This is a genomic window from Chryseobacterium barbadense (genome assembly GCF_042849955.1).
GTDB lineage: Bacteria > Bacteroidota > Bacteroidia > Flavobacteriales > Weeksellaceae > Chryseobacterium.
On record NZ_BAAFHL010000019.1, the window covers coordinates 41,979 to 57,840 of the forward strand.

At 34.9% G+C, this 15,862-nt stretch carries 19 protein-coding genes; 2 read left to right on the forward strand and 17 right to left on the reverse strand.

Features of this window, described 5'->3' with window-relative positions:
- Positions 1 to 47 precede the first annotated feature (47 nt).
- The 9 genes from ACGHIN_RS09425 to ACGHIN_RS09465 all read right to left on the reverse strand — a co-directional run bounded on the left by ACGHIN_RS09425 (position 48) and on the right by ACGHIN_RS09465 (position 8,492).
- On the reverse strand, positions 48 to 464 hold the full coding sequence (locus ACGHIN_RS09425; protein ID WP_299181209.1) for a nucleoside-diphosphate kinase: 417 nt from the start codon (positions 462 to 464) through the stop codon (positions 48 to 50).
- Positions 465 to 788: 324 nt separating this feature from the next.
- Entirely contained in the window at positions 789 to 1,715 is a 927-nt protein-coding gene (rsgA, locus tag ACGHIN_RS09430) for a ribosome small subunit-dependent GTPase A (protein WP_390452829.1), read from the reverse strand.
- 120 nt (positions 1,716 to 1,835) lie between these two features.
- On the reverse strand, positions 1,836 to 2,915 hold the full coding sequence (locus tag ACGHIN_RS09435; RefSeq protein WP_390452831.1) for a chorismate mutase: 1,080 nt from the start codon (positions 2,913 to 2,915) through the stop codon (positions 1,836 to 1,838).
- Between the two features lie 402 nt (positions 2,916 to 3,317).
- The gene (locus tag ACGHIN_RS09440) at positions 3,318 to 3,890 is read right to left on the reverse strand and encodes a hypothetical protein (protein WP_390452833.1); all 573 of its coding nucleotides are present in this window, start codon (positions 3,888 to 3,890) and stop codon (positions 3,318 to 3,320) included.
- A gap of 41 nt (positions 3,891 to 3,931) precedes the next feature.
- Complete coding sequence (dnaX, locus tag ACGHIN_RS09445; RefSeq protein ID WP_390452834.1) at positions 3,932 to 5,014, reverse strand: DNA polymerase III subunit gamma/tau; 1,083 nt, start codon at positions 5,012 to 5,014, stop codon at positions 3,932 to 3,934.
- Between the two features lie 92 nt (positions 5,015 to 5,106).
- Entirely contained in the window at positions 5,107 to 5,739 is a 633-nt protein-coding gene (locus tag ACGHIN_RS09450) for a TetR/AcrR family transcriptional regulator (RefSeq protein ID WP_245141170.1), read from the reverse strand.
- A gap of 3 nt (positions 5,740 to 5,742) precedes the next feature.
- Positions 5,743 to 7,002 (reverse strand): aminotransferase class I/II-fold pyridoxal phosphate-dependent enzyme, encoded by a 1,260-nt coding sequence (locus ACGHIN_RS09455; RefSeq protein ID WP_390452837.1) that lies wholly within the window; start codon positions 7,000 to 7,002, stop codon positions 5,743 to 5,745.
- Positions 7,003 to 7,280: 278 nt separating this feature from the next.
- Positions 7,281 to 8,036 carry an SDR family oxidoreductase gene (locus ACGHIN_RS09460; protein WP_390452839.1) on the reverse strand — a complete coding sequence of 252 codons (756 nt, stop codon included), beginning with the start codon at positions 8,034 to 8,036 and terminating at the stop codon, positions 7,281 to 7,283.
- 75 nt (positions 8,037 to 8,111) lie between these two features.
- On the reverse strand, positions 8,112 to 8,492 hold the full coding sequence (locus tag ACGHIN_RS09465; RefSeq protein ID WP_390452854.1) for a helix-turn-helix domain-containing protein: 381 nt from the start codon (positions 8,490 to 8,492) through the stop codon (positions 8,112 to 8,114).
- Positions 8,493 to 8,734: 242 nt separating this feature from the next.
- On the opposite strand from ACGHIN_RS09465, the gene ACGHIN_RS09470 reads away from it, so the two are divergent.
- A complete protein-coding gene (locus ACGHIN_RS09470) occupies positions 8,735 to 9,151 on the forward strand; it encodes a hypothetical protein (RefSeq protein WP_390452841.1) in 417 nt (138 codons plus the stop codon).
- A gap of 60 nt (positions 9,152 to 9,211) precedes the next feature.
- On the opposite strand, the gene ACGHIN_RS09475 is transcribed toward ACGHIN_RS09470, so the two are convergent.
- Complete coding sequence (locus tag ACGHIN_RS09475; protein WP_390452843.1) at positions 9,212 to 10,078, reverse strand: helix-turn-helix domain-containing protein; 867 nt, start codon at positions 10,076 to 10,078, stop codon at positions 9,212 to 9,214.
- Positions 10,079 to 10,335: 257 nt separating this feature from the next.
- Here ACGHIN_RS09475 and ACGHIN_RS09480 point away from each other — a divergent pair, with 257 nt between their 5' ends.
- On the forward strand, positions 10,336 to 10,731 hold the full coding sequence (locus tag ACGHIN_RS09480) for a VOC family protein (protein ID WP_390452844.1): 396 nt from the start codon (positions 10,336 to 10,338) through the stop codon (positions 10,729 to 10,731).
- Between the two features lie 52 nt (positions 10,732 to 10,783).
- Here the strand turns inward: ACGHIN_RS09480 and arr are convergent, their stop codons facing one another.
- The 7 genes from arr to ACGHIN_RS09515 all read right to left on the reverse strand — a co-directional run.
- Complete coding sequence (arr, locus tag ACGHIN_RS09485) at positions 10,784 to 11,191, reverse strand: NAD(+)--rifampin ADP-ribosyltransferase (RefSeq protein WP_390452856.1); 408 nt, start codon at positions 11,189 to 11,191, stop codon at positions 10,784 to 10,786.
- Positions 11,192 to 12,270: 1,079 nt separating this feature from the next.
- A complete protein-coding gene (locus ACGHIN_RS09490; protein WP_390452846.1) occupies positions 12,271 to 12,696 on the reverse strand; it encodes a hypothetical protein in 426 nt (141 codons plus the stop codon).
- A complete protein-coding gene (locus ACGHIN_RS09495) occupies positions 12,696 to 12,905 on the reverse strand; it encodes a hypothetical protein (RefSeq protein WP_390452847.1) in 210 nt (69 codons plus the stop codon). The genes ACGHIN_RS09490 and ACGHIN_RS09495 overlap by 1 nt, the downstream gene beginning before the upstream one ends.
- Before the next feature lie 86 nt (positions 12,906 to 12,991).
- A complete protein-coding gene (locus tag ACGHIN_RS09500) occupies positions 12,992 to 13,339 on the reverse strand; it encodes a hypothetical protein (protein WP_390452848.1) in 348 nt (115 codons plus the stop codon).
- A gap of 2 nt (positions 13,340 to 13,341) precedes the next feature.
- On the reverse strand, positions 13,342 to 13,626 hold the full coding sequence (locus tag ACGHIN_RS09505; protein ID WP_390452850.1) for an RHS repeat-associated core domain-containing protein: 285 nt from the start codon (positions 13,624 to 13,626) through the stop codon (positions 13,342 to 13,344).
- Positions 13,627 to 13,847: 221 nt separating this feature from the next.
- On the reverse strand, positions 13,848 to 14,273 hold the full coding sequence (locus tag ACGHIN_RS09510) for a hypothetical protein (RefSeq protein ID WP_390452851.1): 426 nt from the start codon (positions 14,271 to 14,273) through the stop codon (positions 13,848 to 13,850).
- Positions 14,255 to 15,862 (reverse strand): RHS repeat domain-containing protein (locus tag ACGHIN_RS09515; RefSeq protein ID WP_390452853.1); only part of this gene is annotated, 1,608 nt, incomplete at its 5' end. The genes ACGHIN_RS09510 and ACGHIN_RS09515, both read right to left, overlap by 19 nt.

Sequence of the window (15,862 nt, forward strand, 5' to 3'; positions counted from 1 at the left end):
TCCAGAGGCTTTCCTCTGGATTTTTATATTGAAATAATTGTTTACGATTAGAAAATCTCTCTTCCTGAAAAATGGAACTGGGCTTCAATTAAAGCGTTCTCGTCAGAATCTGAACCGTGAACTGCATTTTCTCCGATACTTCTTGCGAACATTTTTCTGATAGTTCCTTCAGCAGCTTCAGCAGGATTGGTAGAACCGATCAACGTTCTGAAACTTTCAACGGCATTTTCTTTTTCTAAAACTGCAGCTACGATTGGCCCGGAGCTCATGAATTCCACTAATTCTCCATAGAATGGTCTTTCTGCATGCACTTCATAGAATTTTTTAGCATCGGCAACAGTAAGCTGAGTAAGCTTTAATGCTTTGATCTTAAAACCAGCTTCTGCAATCTTCCCTAATATAGCTCCAATATGTCCGTCGGCAACAGCGTCCGGCTTAATCATAGTAAATGTAATGTTAGACATAAATTTTTAAATTTTTTGATGGCGCAAAATTACAAAAAATATCCTTTAGTTTGATTTTAAAGTTTTTTTAACATAAAAATAACTTTTATTAAGAAAGTGTGAACTCGTTTTTGGCACAGTAATTGTTTATTCTATTGCGATTCTCATGTTTAATTTGAGTTTTCATGGTTATTAGTTTTTACCCAGCTTCGGCTGGGTTTTTTATTGATCGGCATCCCCGAAAATTAAACCGTAACCAGAAATTTTTGAATTATCTAAATAAAAGCATCATTCTGTTTAAAATAAAAACAGACTTATATTACCAATTATTAATATGAATTTAAATTATTTTTGAGAATTTTCTTCTGCTTCTTCCATGAGCTTGATATAGGTGGAATATCTGGAAATCTGAACCTCTCCTGTTTCAAGCGCATCAATAACGGCACATTTAGGTTCATTAATGTGAAGACAATTATGGAATTTGCATTCTTCTCTTTTTTTGAAGATCTCGGGAAAGTAATGCTGTACTTCTTCCTTTTCAATATCAATCATAGCAAATTCGCGGACTCCGGGTGTATCTATAACATTTCCGCCAAAATCCCAGAAATGCATCTGAGCGAAAGTAGTGGTATGTTTTCCTTTTAAGTGCGTATCTGAAATTTCAGAAGTCTTTAAATTCAATCCCGGCTGAAGCGCATTCACCAATGTAGACTTTCCACATCCTGAATGACCGAAGAACACAGAAGTTTTATCTTTCAAAACTTCCGTAAGGTCATCGAGATTAAGTTTGGAATAGGAAGAGATCAGCATGGTATCATATCCTATTTCCTGATAAAGGAATTCAATATCTTTTACGGCTTCTATTTCCTCGGTGTCCAATACATCCATTTTATTGAATAAGATCAATGGCTGTATATTATACGCTTCACAGCATGCCAGAAACCTGTCCAGGAAACCCAGAGAAGTTTCTGGATGTTTCAGCGTAAAGATGAAACACGCCAAATCAAAATTGGAAGCAATAATATGTGCTTCTTTTGAAAGGTTAACGGATTTTCTGATCAGGTAATTTTTACGCGGTTCGATTTTAGTGATCCAGGCAATATCATCCTGTTCGAGTTGAAATTCCACAAAATCTCCTACTGCAAGCGGATTGGTAAGTCTTGTTTTAATCAGTTTAAACTTGCCCCGGATTCTGGCCTCGAAAATTGTATTTGTTTCCAAGTCCAAAACCTGATACCAGCTTCCTGTAGATTTAATGATTTTTCCTTTCATATGATTACTGGATGCAAATATAAGGAATTAGGGCTTAGGTTTCAGACTCGAGAAATGATGTTTTATTCATTATCCTAACGCCTGAAACCTAAGCCCTAATTTCCGTAATATCTCGTACTTTTATCTGTCTATCATGATATTATTTTGTACTTCAATCGATTCTTCGTGGATCGCTTTGAACACTTTTTCAATAAATTCCTGTGACATTCCTGTTTCTTTAGCTTTCTGAACGGCATATTCTGTAATCACTTTCCAACGTTCCGGCTGGAAAATCGCAATGTCATTCTCTTTTTTAAGCTTACCAATCTTTTCAGAGATTTTCATTCTTTGAGAAAGAAGCTCAATCAGTTGGAAGTCGATATCTGAAATCAGAGTTCTGTGCCTTCCCATCTCACCATCAAACCCAGCCAATCCGGAATTTCTCACTTTTAAATTACCAATCAGTTCAGCCAGAACCTCAGGGGTAATTTGCTGTGATGCATCGCTCCAAGCTTCATCGGGATTGGAGTGAGATTCAATGATGGCTCCCTGGTAACCGACGTTCATCGCTTCCTGGGTAATATCTGCCAATCCGGTTCTGTTTCCGCAAATGTGAGAAGGATCGATCAGCATTGGAATATTAGGAAACTGGCTTTTGAAATCTAATGCGATTTGCCAGTTCGGATTATTTCTGTATTTTGTCTTCTGGTACGTTGAGAAACCTCTGTGAATAACGCCTAAATTTTTAATATCCTGCCCTAAAAGCCTTTCCAATGCTCCGATCCATAAAGCAAGATCCGGATTTACCGGGTTTTTTACCAAAACAGGCTTATTGGTTCCTCTTAAAGCCATCGCAATTTCCTGAACGGTGAACGGATTCACTGTAGAACGGGCTCCGATCCAAAGAATATCCACATCCGCTTCCAATGCAGCAAACACGTGGTGTGCATTGGCAACTACAGTTGCGGTTTTGAAACCATATTCTTCTTTCACTTTTTTAAGCCAGTTCAAACCTATTACTCCTACTCCTTCAAAGCCATTGGGTTTTGTACGCGGCTTCCAGATTCCGGCACGGAAAATCGGTACCTGGGCCCCGGTTTCTTTTATTCTTCTGGCCGTTTCAAGCATCTGGGCCTCACTTTCCGCACTACAAGGTCCTGCAATCATCAGTGGCTGCGAAAACTCGTTGATCCACTCATTCTTCAAATCTTTTAAATTCATCTTTTATTTTGTTTAAATATTTTTATTTCTTTTTAAAATTACACCAATAGTTTATTCATTATAAAATTTACTTTATAATTCCTTTCAAAAAAATGCCGTTTAAAATTTTAATGGGTTCAGGAAATTAAGAGAACTCTTAGGATACCTGTATTTTTTGAGAAAGAAATTCAGTTAGCAATACCAATAAAATCGGTAATAGTTTCTGAAATTTCTAAAATAAGTAGTAAAAAAGCTAAAATAGCCACTCATACAATAAGCAGCTTTGCAAAAAGACAGATATGGGGTAAATAATTTTTCCACTTTTATAAATGTCTGAGCCTGTGTGGTTTTTAACTCTTTTAAATATTTTTTTAAGCTTTGTAAAAGTTCTTTTTACAAAATAACTTGACAAATATAAGTATTTTATGTCAAATCAAACTTTAATAAATCGTCTAAATCTTTCAATAATGGGTTTTTATCCACCAATTTTTCAAAGACTTTCTTTTTGGTAACGACTTCGATCTTAAGATTTTCATGGTCTTTCTTGTAATCCACTTCAATAGCATAATTATGGACTTTTCTTTTGAAATGGTTGAAAAAGTCTCCACTTATTTTATCAAACTCCACTTTTGCGGAATCTGAAGGATACAAGACCCGGATCGCATTTTCATCTGTTTTAACCAGCTTAAATGCTTTGATCGCATTAAATACAAACGGATCTTTAGACTGGAGCTGTTTCAGCAACAAATTCCATTCCATCTGCAGATCGGTTTCCGTGAAGTGATTTTGCGGAAGGTTTTCTGTTTTGACCGTATGAGATTCTTCTTTCTCTTCTTTTTCTTCTTTATTCAGAAAGGAGTGAATACTGAAGCCTGAAGAAACTGTTTGTCGTGATAAGGGTTTTGAAGCCTTTTTGATAACAATTTCCTGCGGCGGATTCTCAATATTTTCAGGTTTTTCAATTTTCTCTTCAATCTTTTCCTGAGGCTTACTCACAAGCTTTACCTCAATTTTTTCATGAAGAAACGGCGCTAATATTATGAACTTTTTTTTTTAGAATCTAAGCCTGTAGTCAGAGAAGATAATTGCATCAAAGCAATTTCAACGGTAAGTCTTGGATTTTTGGAGTTCTTGTAATTAATATCGGCATGATTACAGATTTCCACAGCATCAATCAATTGCTGTGCAGTCCATTTTTGTCCCTGTTCAACGAATTTAGTTTTTGTTTTCTCCCCAACTTCAATCAAATCTATGGTAGAGGTATTCTGCGCCATCATCAGATCTCTGAAATGATTGCCTAAACCTGCGATGAAAATATGCGGATCAAATCCTCTTTTCACAATCTCGTTGAATGCAAAAAGCACTTCCGGAATTTTATTTTCTTTAGCAAGGTCTACGATATTAAGATACTGATCGTAATCGAGAATATTAAGAACTTCAGCCGCTTTTGCGAGGGTAATATTTTTCTGGGAAAATGTAGAAAGCCTGTCGAATATGGAAAGAGCATCTCTTAATGCACCATCAGCCTTCTGGGCAATCAGGTACAAAGCATCATCTTCATACTGAATGGATTCCTGTTGGGCGATTTTTCTTAAATGCCCCTGAATGTCTTCAATGGTGATTCTTTTAAAATCATAAATCTGGCAACGTGATAAAATCGTTGGAATGATTTTATGTTTTTCTGTGGTAGCCAGAATGAAAATAGCATGTGCAGGCGGTTCTTCCAATGTTTTAAGGAAAGCATTGAAAGCTGCGGAAGACAACATATGAACCTCATCGATGATGTATACTTTGTATTTACCTACCTGAGGCGCAAAACGAACCTGATCGATAAGCTCACGAATGTCATCAACAGAGTTGTTGGATGCCGCATCCAATTCGTAGATATTATAGGCAAAACCATCCTCTGAAACGGAACCATCCTTTTCATTGATCTTTCTTGCCAAAATCCGGGCACAGGTGGTTTTCCCCACTCCACGGGGTCCACAAAACAGTAAAGCCTGCGCCAACTGATTTTCTCCAATTGCATGCTCTAAAGTATCCGTAATATGGGATTGCCCTACAACAGTCTCAAACTCCTGTGGACGGTATTTCCTTGCAGATACTATAAAATTTTCCATTGGCCAAAAGTAAGAAATATAGTTCTAATTTGAAAGCCAAAAGTCTTCAAATTATTAACAAAATCATTTTTGATTAAACCCGAAACTATTAATTACTTTTTCGCTTTCTGATATGCAAAATCTACGATATCAACAATCGCTTTTTCAATTTCAGACCTGCCTTCATCTGTTTTCATATCAAGCCCGCAAAATTCATTGGCATTATAAGCAGGATATAGGTTCAGATAATAAGCTCCTGATACAATCAAAGCTAAAATGGCTCTAAATCTTTTAGCATTTTCCCCAAAAATTGGATCTGTAACCGCAAATAGCTCAGCTCCCACATCTTCTCTTTGTTGTACTAATTTCTTAAGTATCGGCTTGCTTTCGGAAAGCTCCCAAAGGATAATTTTTTGCAGTTCTTTATTTTTTTTCAAACTTTCAAACTGCATCAATATTCCCTGAGTAAGAACTTCTTTACCTATTGTTGTTACCTTTTCCTCTTCTACGTTCGGATTAAACTTACTCCAGTAATCCTGAGACTTAATATATTCATCGATAAGTTTGTCTGTACTTCCGAAATACTCGTAGATAAGTTTTTTATCAAAACCGGCTACAGCCGCAATCTTACTTACTTTTAATCCTGAATAGCCTTTTACTCTCAGGATTTTCCCCACTGCTGCAAGCAGTTTTTGTTTTGTCTTTTCTTTGTCCCTAATAGGACCTTGCACTACTTTTCTAGGCATAATTTATTGTTTTTTCGCGATATGCATTTTTTTATTAATGTCATCAAATACATTTAATGTTCTGTCAAGATGCTCCCTTTCGTGTCTCGCCGTTACACTCATTCTGATACGTGCATCTTTTCTTGCTACAGCAGGATACATGATAGGATTTGTATATACTCCTTTTTCAATCAGTATTCTTCCGATATCCCACATTTTATTCTGATCCCCTATTTTCACCGGAATAATTGCTGAACAGGTAACTCCGGTATCCATACCCAAATCATCAAGACCTTTTTTAAAGTAATTGATATTGTTCCATAGCCTTTCTCTCCAGATCGGTTCTTCATCAATCAATTCGATTGCTTTTACGATTCCTAAAGATGAAGGTGGTGCTGTTGCTGAGAAAATCTGCTGTCTGGATTGGAATTTAAGGAACGATGCGATTTTTTTATTCGTAATCACAAATCCGCCCAAATTACCAAATGTTTTGCTGAATGTACCTGTAATGAAATCTACTTTATCCAGTAAGCCAGCCTGCTCTATTGTTCCTCTTCCGGTTTCACCTAAAATCCCAACACCATGTACATCATCCACCATAAGGTAAGCATTGTACTTTTTTACAAGATCGTATATCTCATTGAGACGCGAAGTATCACCATCCTGGGAATATACTCCATCTACTACAACAAGTTTTGTACGGTACGTATTTTCAGATATCTTCAAAATGTGTTCCAAAGCTTCCAAATTATTGTGTGGAAATGTTTTTTTATTGGTAAAAGCACACCCTTCATGCACACTGGCATGTACAGCCATGTCTAAAATAGCCAAATCTTCCTTGTGCATCAAAATCTGCAAAGTGGCACTATTAGCTGTATATCCTGTAGTATAGATTACTGCTTCATCCTCATTTCTTCCAAAAAAATTGGCAATTGTTTTTTCCAATGCATAATGATAATCAAAATATCCCCCAATAAGAGGTGTTGCTCCGGTACCTGTTCCATATTTTTCAATCCCTTCAATGGCAGCCTGCTTTACTTTGGGATGCTGTGTAAATCCCAAATAATCACTGGAAACGAAGCTTACATATTCTTTTTTCTGGTCTGCAATATTTATATTTAATGTTGCATTGGTTCCCGAAACATTTTTTAATCTGTAATTCATGTGCCCTCTGGATTTCATATGATTCAGAAATTCATAAAAATAATCCGCTCTTTGAGCAATATCGTAATCCGGGATATTCTCAAAATCCTTAAATGTGGCTGTTAAAAAATCAATATTCATCCTTAATTGTTTTAGCTGTTTAAAGAAACAAATATATGATTTTTGAAATCAGATTTTTAATCTTTAATTAAAAAAACTATGTGTGGTATTCTTTTAAACCATTTATTGAAAATCAGATTAATTCACATTTTTAAGGTGATTTTTCTAAGAATTTAACTACTCATTTGTTGTTTTTATTTTCCTATTAAATTAACAAAAAAATGGAACAAATTCTTCATTTATCATAAAAAAAGACGATTGCTTTTCGCAATCGCCTCATTTACATGTCTTTAAATATTTTATCTCGTGGTATAGCCACCATTGGCAAAGATGGTCTGACCCGTGATCCACCAACCGTCAGTCACCAAAAATTCCACTAATGGTGCAATATCTTTGATATTGGTTAACCCTCCTAATGCTGAAGCAGATTGATGATATGCTACTGCGTCATCACTCTCCTGTCCGTAAAAGAAAGGGGTATCCATAGGTCCCGGAGCAACTGCTGTAACCGAAATTCCCCTGTCTCCAAATTCTTTGGAAGCCATTCTCGTAAAATGCTCCACCGGAGCTTTAGCTCCCGCGTACGTTGAGTACAACCCTGTATATGCAGCTAATAAAGACGTGACAATGGTACAAATCTTCCCGTGATCATTAAGCTTTTTACCTGCCTCCTGGATAAAGAAATAAGCCACTTTTGAATTGACATTGAACATGGTATCAAATTCCGTTTCGGTAGTATCTACAAAAGACTTTTTAAGAACCATTCCTACGGTATTCACAGCAATATCAATCCCGCCAAATGTTGTAATGGTTTCATCGAAGAATTTGGTAATGTTTTCTATTTTTGTAAGATCTCCCCGAAACAGGAATGCTTCCGCCCCCAACGCTTTTACATCTGCCAGTGTTTTTTCACTGTCTGCTCTTGAACTTTCACTGTTATAATGTATGGCCAGCTTTGCCCCTTTTGCTGCAAAATTCCTGCTTAATAATCCACCCAGATTCTTTCCACCTCCTGCAATAAGCACTATTTTACCTTTTAAATCATTTTGTGACATAATTTTTTATTTATTGTTTTACAGTACAAATATGACCCGGAAAGAGGAATTAAATATGGTGAACTTTTCGGAAGTTTAGCTCTTGCCTGAATTGTTTTTTTTATATTTTCCCGGAGTCAGGCCCGTCCATTTTTTAAAGAACTTTGAAAAATTAGAAGGATCATAGGTGAAAATTAAAGCTATTTCGGCAATGGACTTATCCGAATCCAAAAGCATTAACTTCATTTGTTCAATAATCTTAGCATCATAAAAATAACAAGGATGATTGCCTGTTTCTTTTTTAATGGTATCTGTAAGATGAGTGTGTGAAACAGCCAGTTTACCGGCAATTTCATTAAGCTCGAGGAATTCAGAAGCATCTCCTTTAATTACATCCATAATGTGTTGATCCAGAAAAGAAAAATAGCTACTGGCAATTTCCTTACTTCTCTTAAATAATTTCTCATCATTATTCATATTGCTCACGTAATAAGGATATAAATTTAAAAAAGATTCATCAAATACAAATGGTGAACTTTTCGTATAAATTCATTTCAGGCAATTACTTTTGAATTTAAACCAATCAATGAACAATTATTAAATTATTTACATCATAATTAATATATAATTTAAAAAAAGAAACATATAAGGCATAATATTTGCAATAATATTGTTTACCAACACACTTATACCCTAACCTTACACAAAAATATAATACTATGAACGTTGCAGATCTAAAGATTAAAAATCTTGTGGAATACAAGAATCAGATTTTTACTATTGCTGAGATATTCCAAAATCATGAGAAAAATTATTTTGTGAGAATTGAAAATGACATCCAAAGCGTGTCAGTTCCCGCAGACACGATCAAGCCTATAAAAATTACGGAAGAATGGCTTGAAAAGTTTGGATTCTCTAGAACTTACAGTTCTGAGCAGAGAATACGTTATGAAAGACCTGAACCGTTTATAAAATATGACATTGACTTAAGTTCCAGAAAAATTGTTGACGGGCTTAAGATATACGGCAACGCAATCCGGTGCAAGTATATTCATGAATTTCAAAATATATTTGCCTGTTTATTCGGTAAAGAGCCCGTTTCACAAAATTACAGATTAATACAGACCGAATCTTAATTATAATATATTTAGTATAAAGTCCACAACCAAAAAGATTGTGGACTTTTTTTACACCTATCAATGCATATTTTCTCTAAACCGAGAAGGAGTCTGTCCTGTTTTTGCTTTGAAAAATTTTGTAAAGTTCGTCACTTCTTTAAATCCGAGATTATAGGCAATTTCACTTATTGTAATTTCATTATACACCAGATTTCTTTTAATCTCTAAAATAATTCTTTCTATTAACCATTTTTTAGGAGTGATTTTTTCTACCTCAACAAATGCCTTTTCCAACGTTCTTATACTTACGTTCAACTGATCTGCGAAATATTGAATTGAATACTGGCAACTGAGATCTTTGTTGGCTATACTCTTGAATTTCGAAACCAGGATTTTATAAGGATGAGTATCAAGAATCGTTTCCATCGGCTGATAAAGTTCTTCTGCAATAAGCAATATATTGAACAGGTAATTATTGATTATGGAAGATTTTATTTCACTAAATGGTCTTTGTAACTCTTTATGAATACCATCAAACAGGTTTAGAATCTCTTCAAATCTATCATCCACAGAAAAATATGACAGCTTGAGCGGATCATTAAACAGACAGGTATGTCCCAGAAATTGAGTCTGGGCATTATTTCTGCAAAAAAAATCTTCAGTAAAAATCAAAACCCGGCCTTTATAATCTGTCGGATGATGAAATTGGGCGATCTGTCCCGGAGAAATAAACAGAATATGTTTTTCTTTTATATCAATGCTATCAAAATCAATGGAATGTTTTCCAAAACCTTCACAAAGAAGATGAATCGCATAAAATGAAACCCGATGCGGCTGAAAAAGCTGTTCCGGCCGTAACAACAACAAATCTGATATTTCCTTTGTATTAATCTTCGGAAAACCGTTATCAGAATGTAAAAAAGGCTCTGTTAAAAGTTCTTTCATAGTCTCAAAACGGCAGTAGGGTTATTTTATTTGACTATCAAAAAACAATAAACCGTATCTTTTCAGATACGGTTAAAAAAAACACAAATGATGAAAAAAAAATTTCGAATTATTGTTCTTTAAAAAATGTCATGATCACATCTTTGACAAATATAAAGGGCTTTTTCATTTTTATTTTGATAAAAACACGTATGAAATTGGTAAAAATACGAAGTTGATATGTTTTGCGTTATCAAAATAATACCAATCCAACATCTATGAAATCAAAAAAAATCTGGGCCAATTTTAGTGTAAAAGACGCCAAACGTACTCACGAATTCTATACCCGACTGGGATTTACTCCCACCCCATCTAATAGTGATCCGAAACTAGCCAGCTTTCTTTTTGGTGAACATAATTTTGTGATCCATTTTTTTGAACAGGGAACCAAAATAGATGAATATTTATCCCCGGGATTCAAAACCAGCGAAATCATATTTACTCTTTCAGCAGAAACTGAAAAAGAAGTGAATGAATGGAAAGACAGAGTTAAGGAAGCCGGTGGTCGTATTTCCCATGAAACAGAAAGAAACGGATCCGGTTATTATGGTTTTACTTTTGCCGATCCTGACGGACATTTATTCAATGTTTTGCTTATGGAAGAAGGAATTTAAAAGACTTCATAAAATATAAGTTTTCTTTTAATACGTTTTGCTCTAAGGCCGCTTAATTTAGTATTTCTCCCTCACTGCTTTCTAGTTTTTCACGGAATTTCTGAAGTTCTTCAGGATTTGGTTTAACCCAATCCGTTACTTCACCAGTAATTTTCAACGGAGATTCAGAACGGTACGAGCGGGTTGGGTTACCCGGGAATTTTTTATCCGTAAGGTTGGGATCATTTTCATAATTTCCAGTTGGCTCAACAATATATACACGTTCCTTTCCATCCCCTTTCGCTAATGCAGCGGCAAGTCCTGCCCCATTCACTAAAGCAGTGAAATAAATATGATTCATGGTAAGTTCAGACTTATAATTAGAATTACCACCTGCCTTCAGAAAATCGCCCGTCTTTAAATCCGCTTTGGTTCCGTGATAAAAAGGACCTTTATCGGAAGGGTTATTTTTAAATAGCACTGCTAATTCAGCATTCTCTTTTGCCTTTTCAACATTGCCTAATTTTTTGTAGCAGTCAGATATTCTTAAATAGAGAGCCGGGAAAGCACTCTTTACTGTATCATCATTAAGAATGACAGCATGTGCCAAAGCTGTTTCGAGCCATTTTAAGGTATCAGGAATTGTTTTTTGATGTCGGGATATATAATAGGCAGCGAGAAATTTTTCATGATCGTTTCCGGATTCTTCCCAAGCCTGAAGGAATAATCGGCGAGCTTCCTCAGGTTTTCCCTTTTCTTCCATACTCATTCCTTGAAGACATCGCTTTACCACGTTATTGAATGGTGAAAATTCCATATTCTGATTATTTTTAATTGGTGTGATAAATTTACACAAAACTAAAAGCCCCGTAACCATCTTGTTAATAATTTCAAAGAATTCTATTCTGATGTTGTACACAAGAATTAAAATAGTTACTTGGAAACACTGCGCATCATTTTAGCATCCATCCTGTAAAGTTTAAGGGAACTCAAATTTGACAATTTATGGATAAACAAAACAATTACCTGTCAAAAAATATAGACACTTGACAAAAAAAATACACCATTGAATCAATGATGTATTTTAAATTTTGCGGAGAGTGAGGGATTCGAACTATTTATCTTTTAATCCTGAAAATGAATTTAGTACATTTTCAAAACAGAGCATTGCCACGAATTTACCACAACTCCATAAAAATATTTTGATCAGCAAAATCTTATCAAAGAATCAATGAACTTTTAGTTATATATACAAATATATAAAATTTATGCGCATGTTTATACCTGATCCGCCACCTTCATCGCTTGGTTTAAAGGTATTATACTCTTTTTCATCAGGTGATCTCTAGTCTATATGATGGTAATTGTTAAAATCCTCCATTTCACTGTGCCAAACACCATCTGCATCATAAGACCCCATACCGCCAGGATCGGTGAACGTAATAGGATTGTTCATCGCATAATGATAAGGCGACCTATCTTCTGTAGCTTTCCGCTAAAGGATCTACGCTTAGATTAATAAACAAGGGTACTTAGTTCCTACTCTTACTCTTTATAAAACTATTTAATAAACTCATATTTTTTCATTTCATCTGGATCACCGTCCCAAACATATAAACTCCATGGTGGGGTATTGCCCTGAATACCTTGGCCTGAGATAAAGAAAGTAATACTACCTTTTGTCTGAGTATCAGGTATTTCATAGACAATTTTAATGCCTTTATTTATACCATCAATAGTTCCACTTTCAGCGGTTACTATATTCCAAGTACCATTAGTATTCAATTTCTTATTACTATTTTCAGGAAAACTACTAAAAATATAATGATTTATATTTTGTAACGTACACGTGCCATTTGGTTTTAATATTATTACAGAGCCATCATCTGATTCCCATTCACCTATAAAATGTTCTTTTTCAATCTTAGGTTTGCTGCAACTTATTAGTGAAAATATTACTATTAATAAATAACCTATTCTTACCATTATTTCATTTTTAAAATTTCCGTCCAAATTAATCTTTGTGTTGTTTTTGATCCCCAACCACTTTTAAATTTTTCATTTATATATTTTCCAGCTGTATTTTGCCACACAGGTAAATAGCCTAAAACAGGAGGTCTGGAAGCAGATTGCATTGTAGAAGAATTTTCCACAGAAAAACGAACAGTTACTGTATGATTCCTATAATTAGGCATAGCTGTCCAGTTTAATGTATATGATCCGAGAAAAGTCACAGCTAAGTTCCCTGTTACTCCCCCAGTTAATAGGGTTGAGTAATCTTTTATATATAATCCACTCCCTTTATTCCTCCTAGTTGATATGAATTTTTACCAGAAAGTTCTTGACCATGTAATACATTATACAATATTATCTGTCTTGTTTTCTCTACATGAGAATGTTTTCGTAACATTTCAGTCATCAAATCTCCATTTGTAAAATCTCTGTGTCTTGGACCAGTCCCTGTAAGCCATTCAACTCCTAATTCATATGGAGTAATCTCTTTGTTTGATTTAGGTTTTGGGTCATCAGGACAACAATCTTCCGCTCCAAATTGCTCAAAATCAAACTGCTCAAAATTTGGTGTATAATCCTCAGATTGTGCAAACAAAGCATCCCATAAATCTCCCATGGTTATGCCTGGTCCACCACCGCCACCTTCATCGCTTGGTTTAAAGGTATTATACTCTTGATCATGTCATTCCAATTTATATGATGGTAATTGTTAAAATCCTCCATTTCACTATGCCAAACTCCTTCCGAATCATAAGATCCCATACCATCAGGATCCGTAAATTTAACAGGATTGTTCATCGCATAATGATACGGCAACCATCTTCTGTAGCTTTCCGCTAAAGGATCTATAACTCCCCATCTGGCAACATCCAGCATATACATTCTGGCTCCGAAATCATACATCCCACTTTCCTGCAGCTCTTTACCATTAAATTTGTATTGGTAACCGTTGGAGAGTAATCATTATTGTCTGTGGTTTCAAGAACACTATGATGTTTTTTGCGAAATTTGTTTTAAAAATCAGAGTGTTGATTTCAACACTCTAATTAATTATTTGGTTTTCAAAGTTTAAAGCGTATAAGAAATATAAACTTTTTGTCTCAAAAAAGCTAGAAACTCCATTTTTATTCTTTTATAAATCTAGAAAGCTCTATTGGTATTGAAGGAAGTTTGTTTTTATCTTTAATAAAAGTTCCTTTTTTTTCTTCTATAATAAAAACATTTGTTTCTTGATAATCTACATTGTAAAACCATATTTGACCTTGATTATCAATATAAATAGTCCATTTCATATGACTACTTATTGGAGTATTAATATTCCTTTGATATAATAGATTATTATAATAATCAAAAACCCCATAAACAATAGTATCATCCTTAAATTCTTTTACTATAATAGTGAGGTCTCTGAAATAATATCTTCCAGGCGAATTTATAAATGTATTTTGCTTAATAAATACTCCTCTATTCTTATTATTTCTCGTAAAATTAGAATTATTGTCACAACTAATAAGTAGAAATAATGCTATAATTATCTTAATCTTTCCCATTCTTTATTTTTTACTATAATTGTTTGAGTCCATTTAATTGTTATCCAATAATCAGCAGGATGACCAATAGACCTAGCAATACCATTAAACACTCTATCCATTAAAACATTTTTATTATGGTTTATCTGATCAGTCCATTTTAAATCAAAATTAAAGATATATGAATCGATTGATTTATCATATTTTCCATTCATAACGTAACTAAAATATCGAGTTCCATGGAGCATACCGTATCCGGTATTATATGTATTATCTATTTCAAATGAAAAATTACCCGATGTTTCAGAATATTTAGTTTTTCCCTCTGAATACATGGTATAACTTCGTGCTATTGCTCTTTTAAGAAGTTCATCCTTTATAAATCCGTTATTGCTCATGTATATAGTCCAGTTTTTATCATATGCAAAACTTAATTTTTTTCCAGAACCTCCAAGCCAATGATTCATCAATTCTTCGCCTTTTTTATCAAAAAACCATGGAGCTGCCGGATCAGGACAGCAATCTTCCGCTCCAAATTGCTCAAAATCAAACTGCTCAAAATTTGGTGTATAATCCTCAGATTGTGCAAACAAAGCATCCCATAAATCTCCCATTGTTATGCCTGGTCCGCCACCGCCACCCTCATCGCTTGGCTTAAAGGTATTATACTCTTGATCATGTGCATTCCAATTTATATGATGGTAATTGTTAAAATCCTCCATTTCACTATGCCAAACCCCTTCCGAATCGTAAGACCCCATACCATCAGGATCCGTAAATTTAACAGGATTGTTCATCGCATAATGATAAGGAGACCACCTTCTGTAGCTTTCCGCTAAAGGATCAATGACGCCCCATCTTCCCAAATCCGGCATATACATTCTGGCTCCAAAATCATACATTCCAGACTCTTGAAGCTCCTTACCATTAAATTTGTATTGGTAAGCGTTCTGCGTGGTTGCTGTATAATTATGCAGCATTCCAAAAGGGTAGTAGTTGTTATTTTCTACAATTTCTCCCGGTTGCCATTGTGAGTAGCAAATTGTGAATGGATCATCAATTGGACCATCACATATGGTTTCCGTAATTGCCTTAGGACGGATCGTTCCATTTTTGTCATAATCAGAATAGCTTAACCTTACATTTCCCAAGTGATCGGTATAATTATATACATATTGCCCATGTAAAGCATCATAATATCCTTCAGAAGTAGGGATAATTCTCAGCTTTAAAACAGGAGTCTCATCAGGATCTATTGGAGTTCCTTCAAGATTTGATTCAGCTGTATAAGTTGACTTATATTGGAATCCATCCAGATAATTCGTTTCTATATCTCCAAAGAGCTTCTTTACCTTCACCCCGTCTGCTCTGTAAGTATAGCTGGTTACTTTGGCGTTTTGGGTGATCTGGCTTGGTAAATTTAAATAATTATATTGGATGGAGGAAATCCCTTTATCCAAATGGGTAATCATATTTCCGTTGGCATCGTACGTAATAGTGTTCGGGGTGGCTATATAAGGATAACCGGACGGGTTTTGCTGTTCATCGGTTACTTTGGTCAGCTTATTCCCGTTATACTCATATTTCAGGTTATCGATCATGGTGGCAAA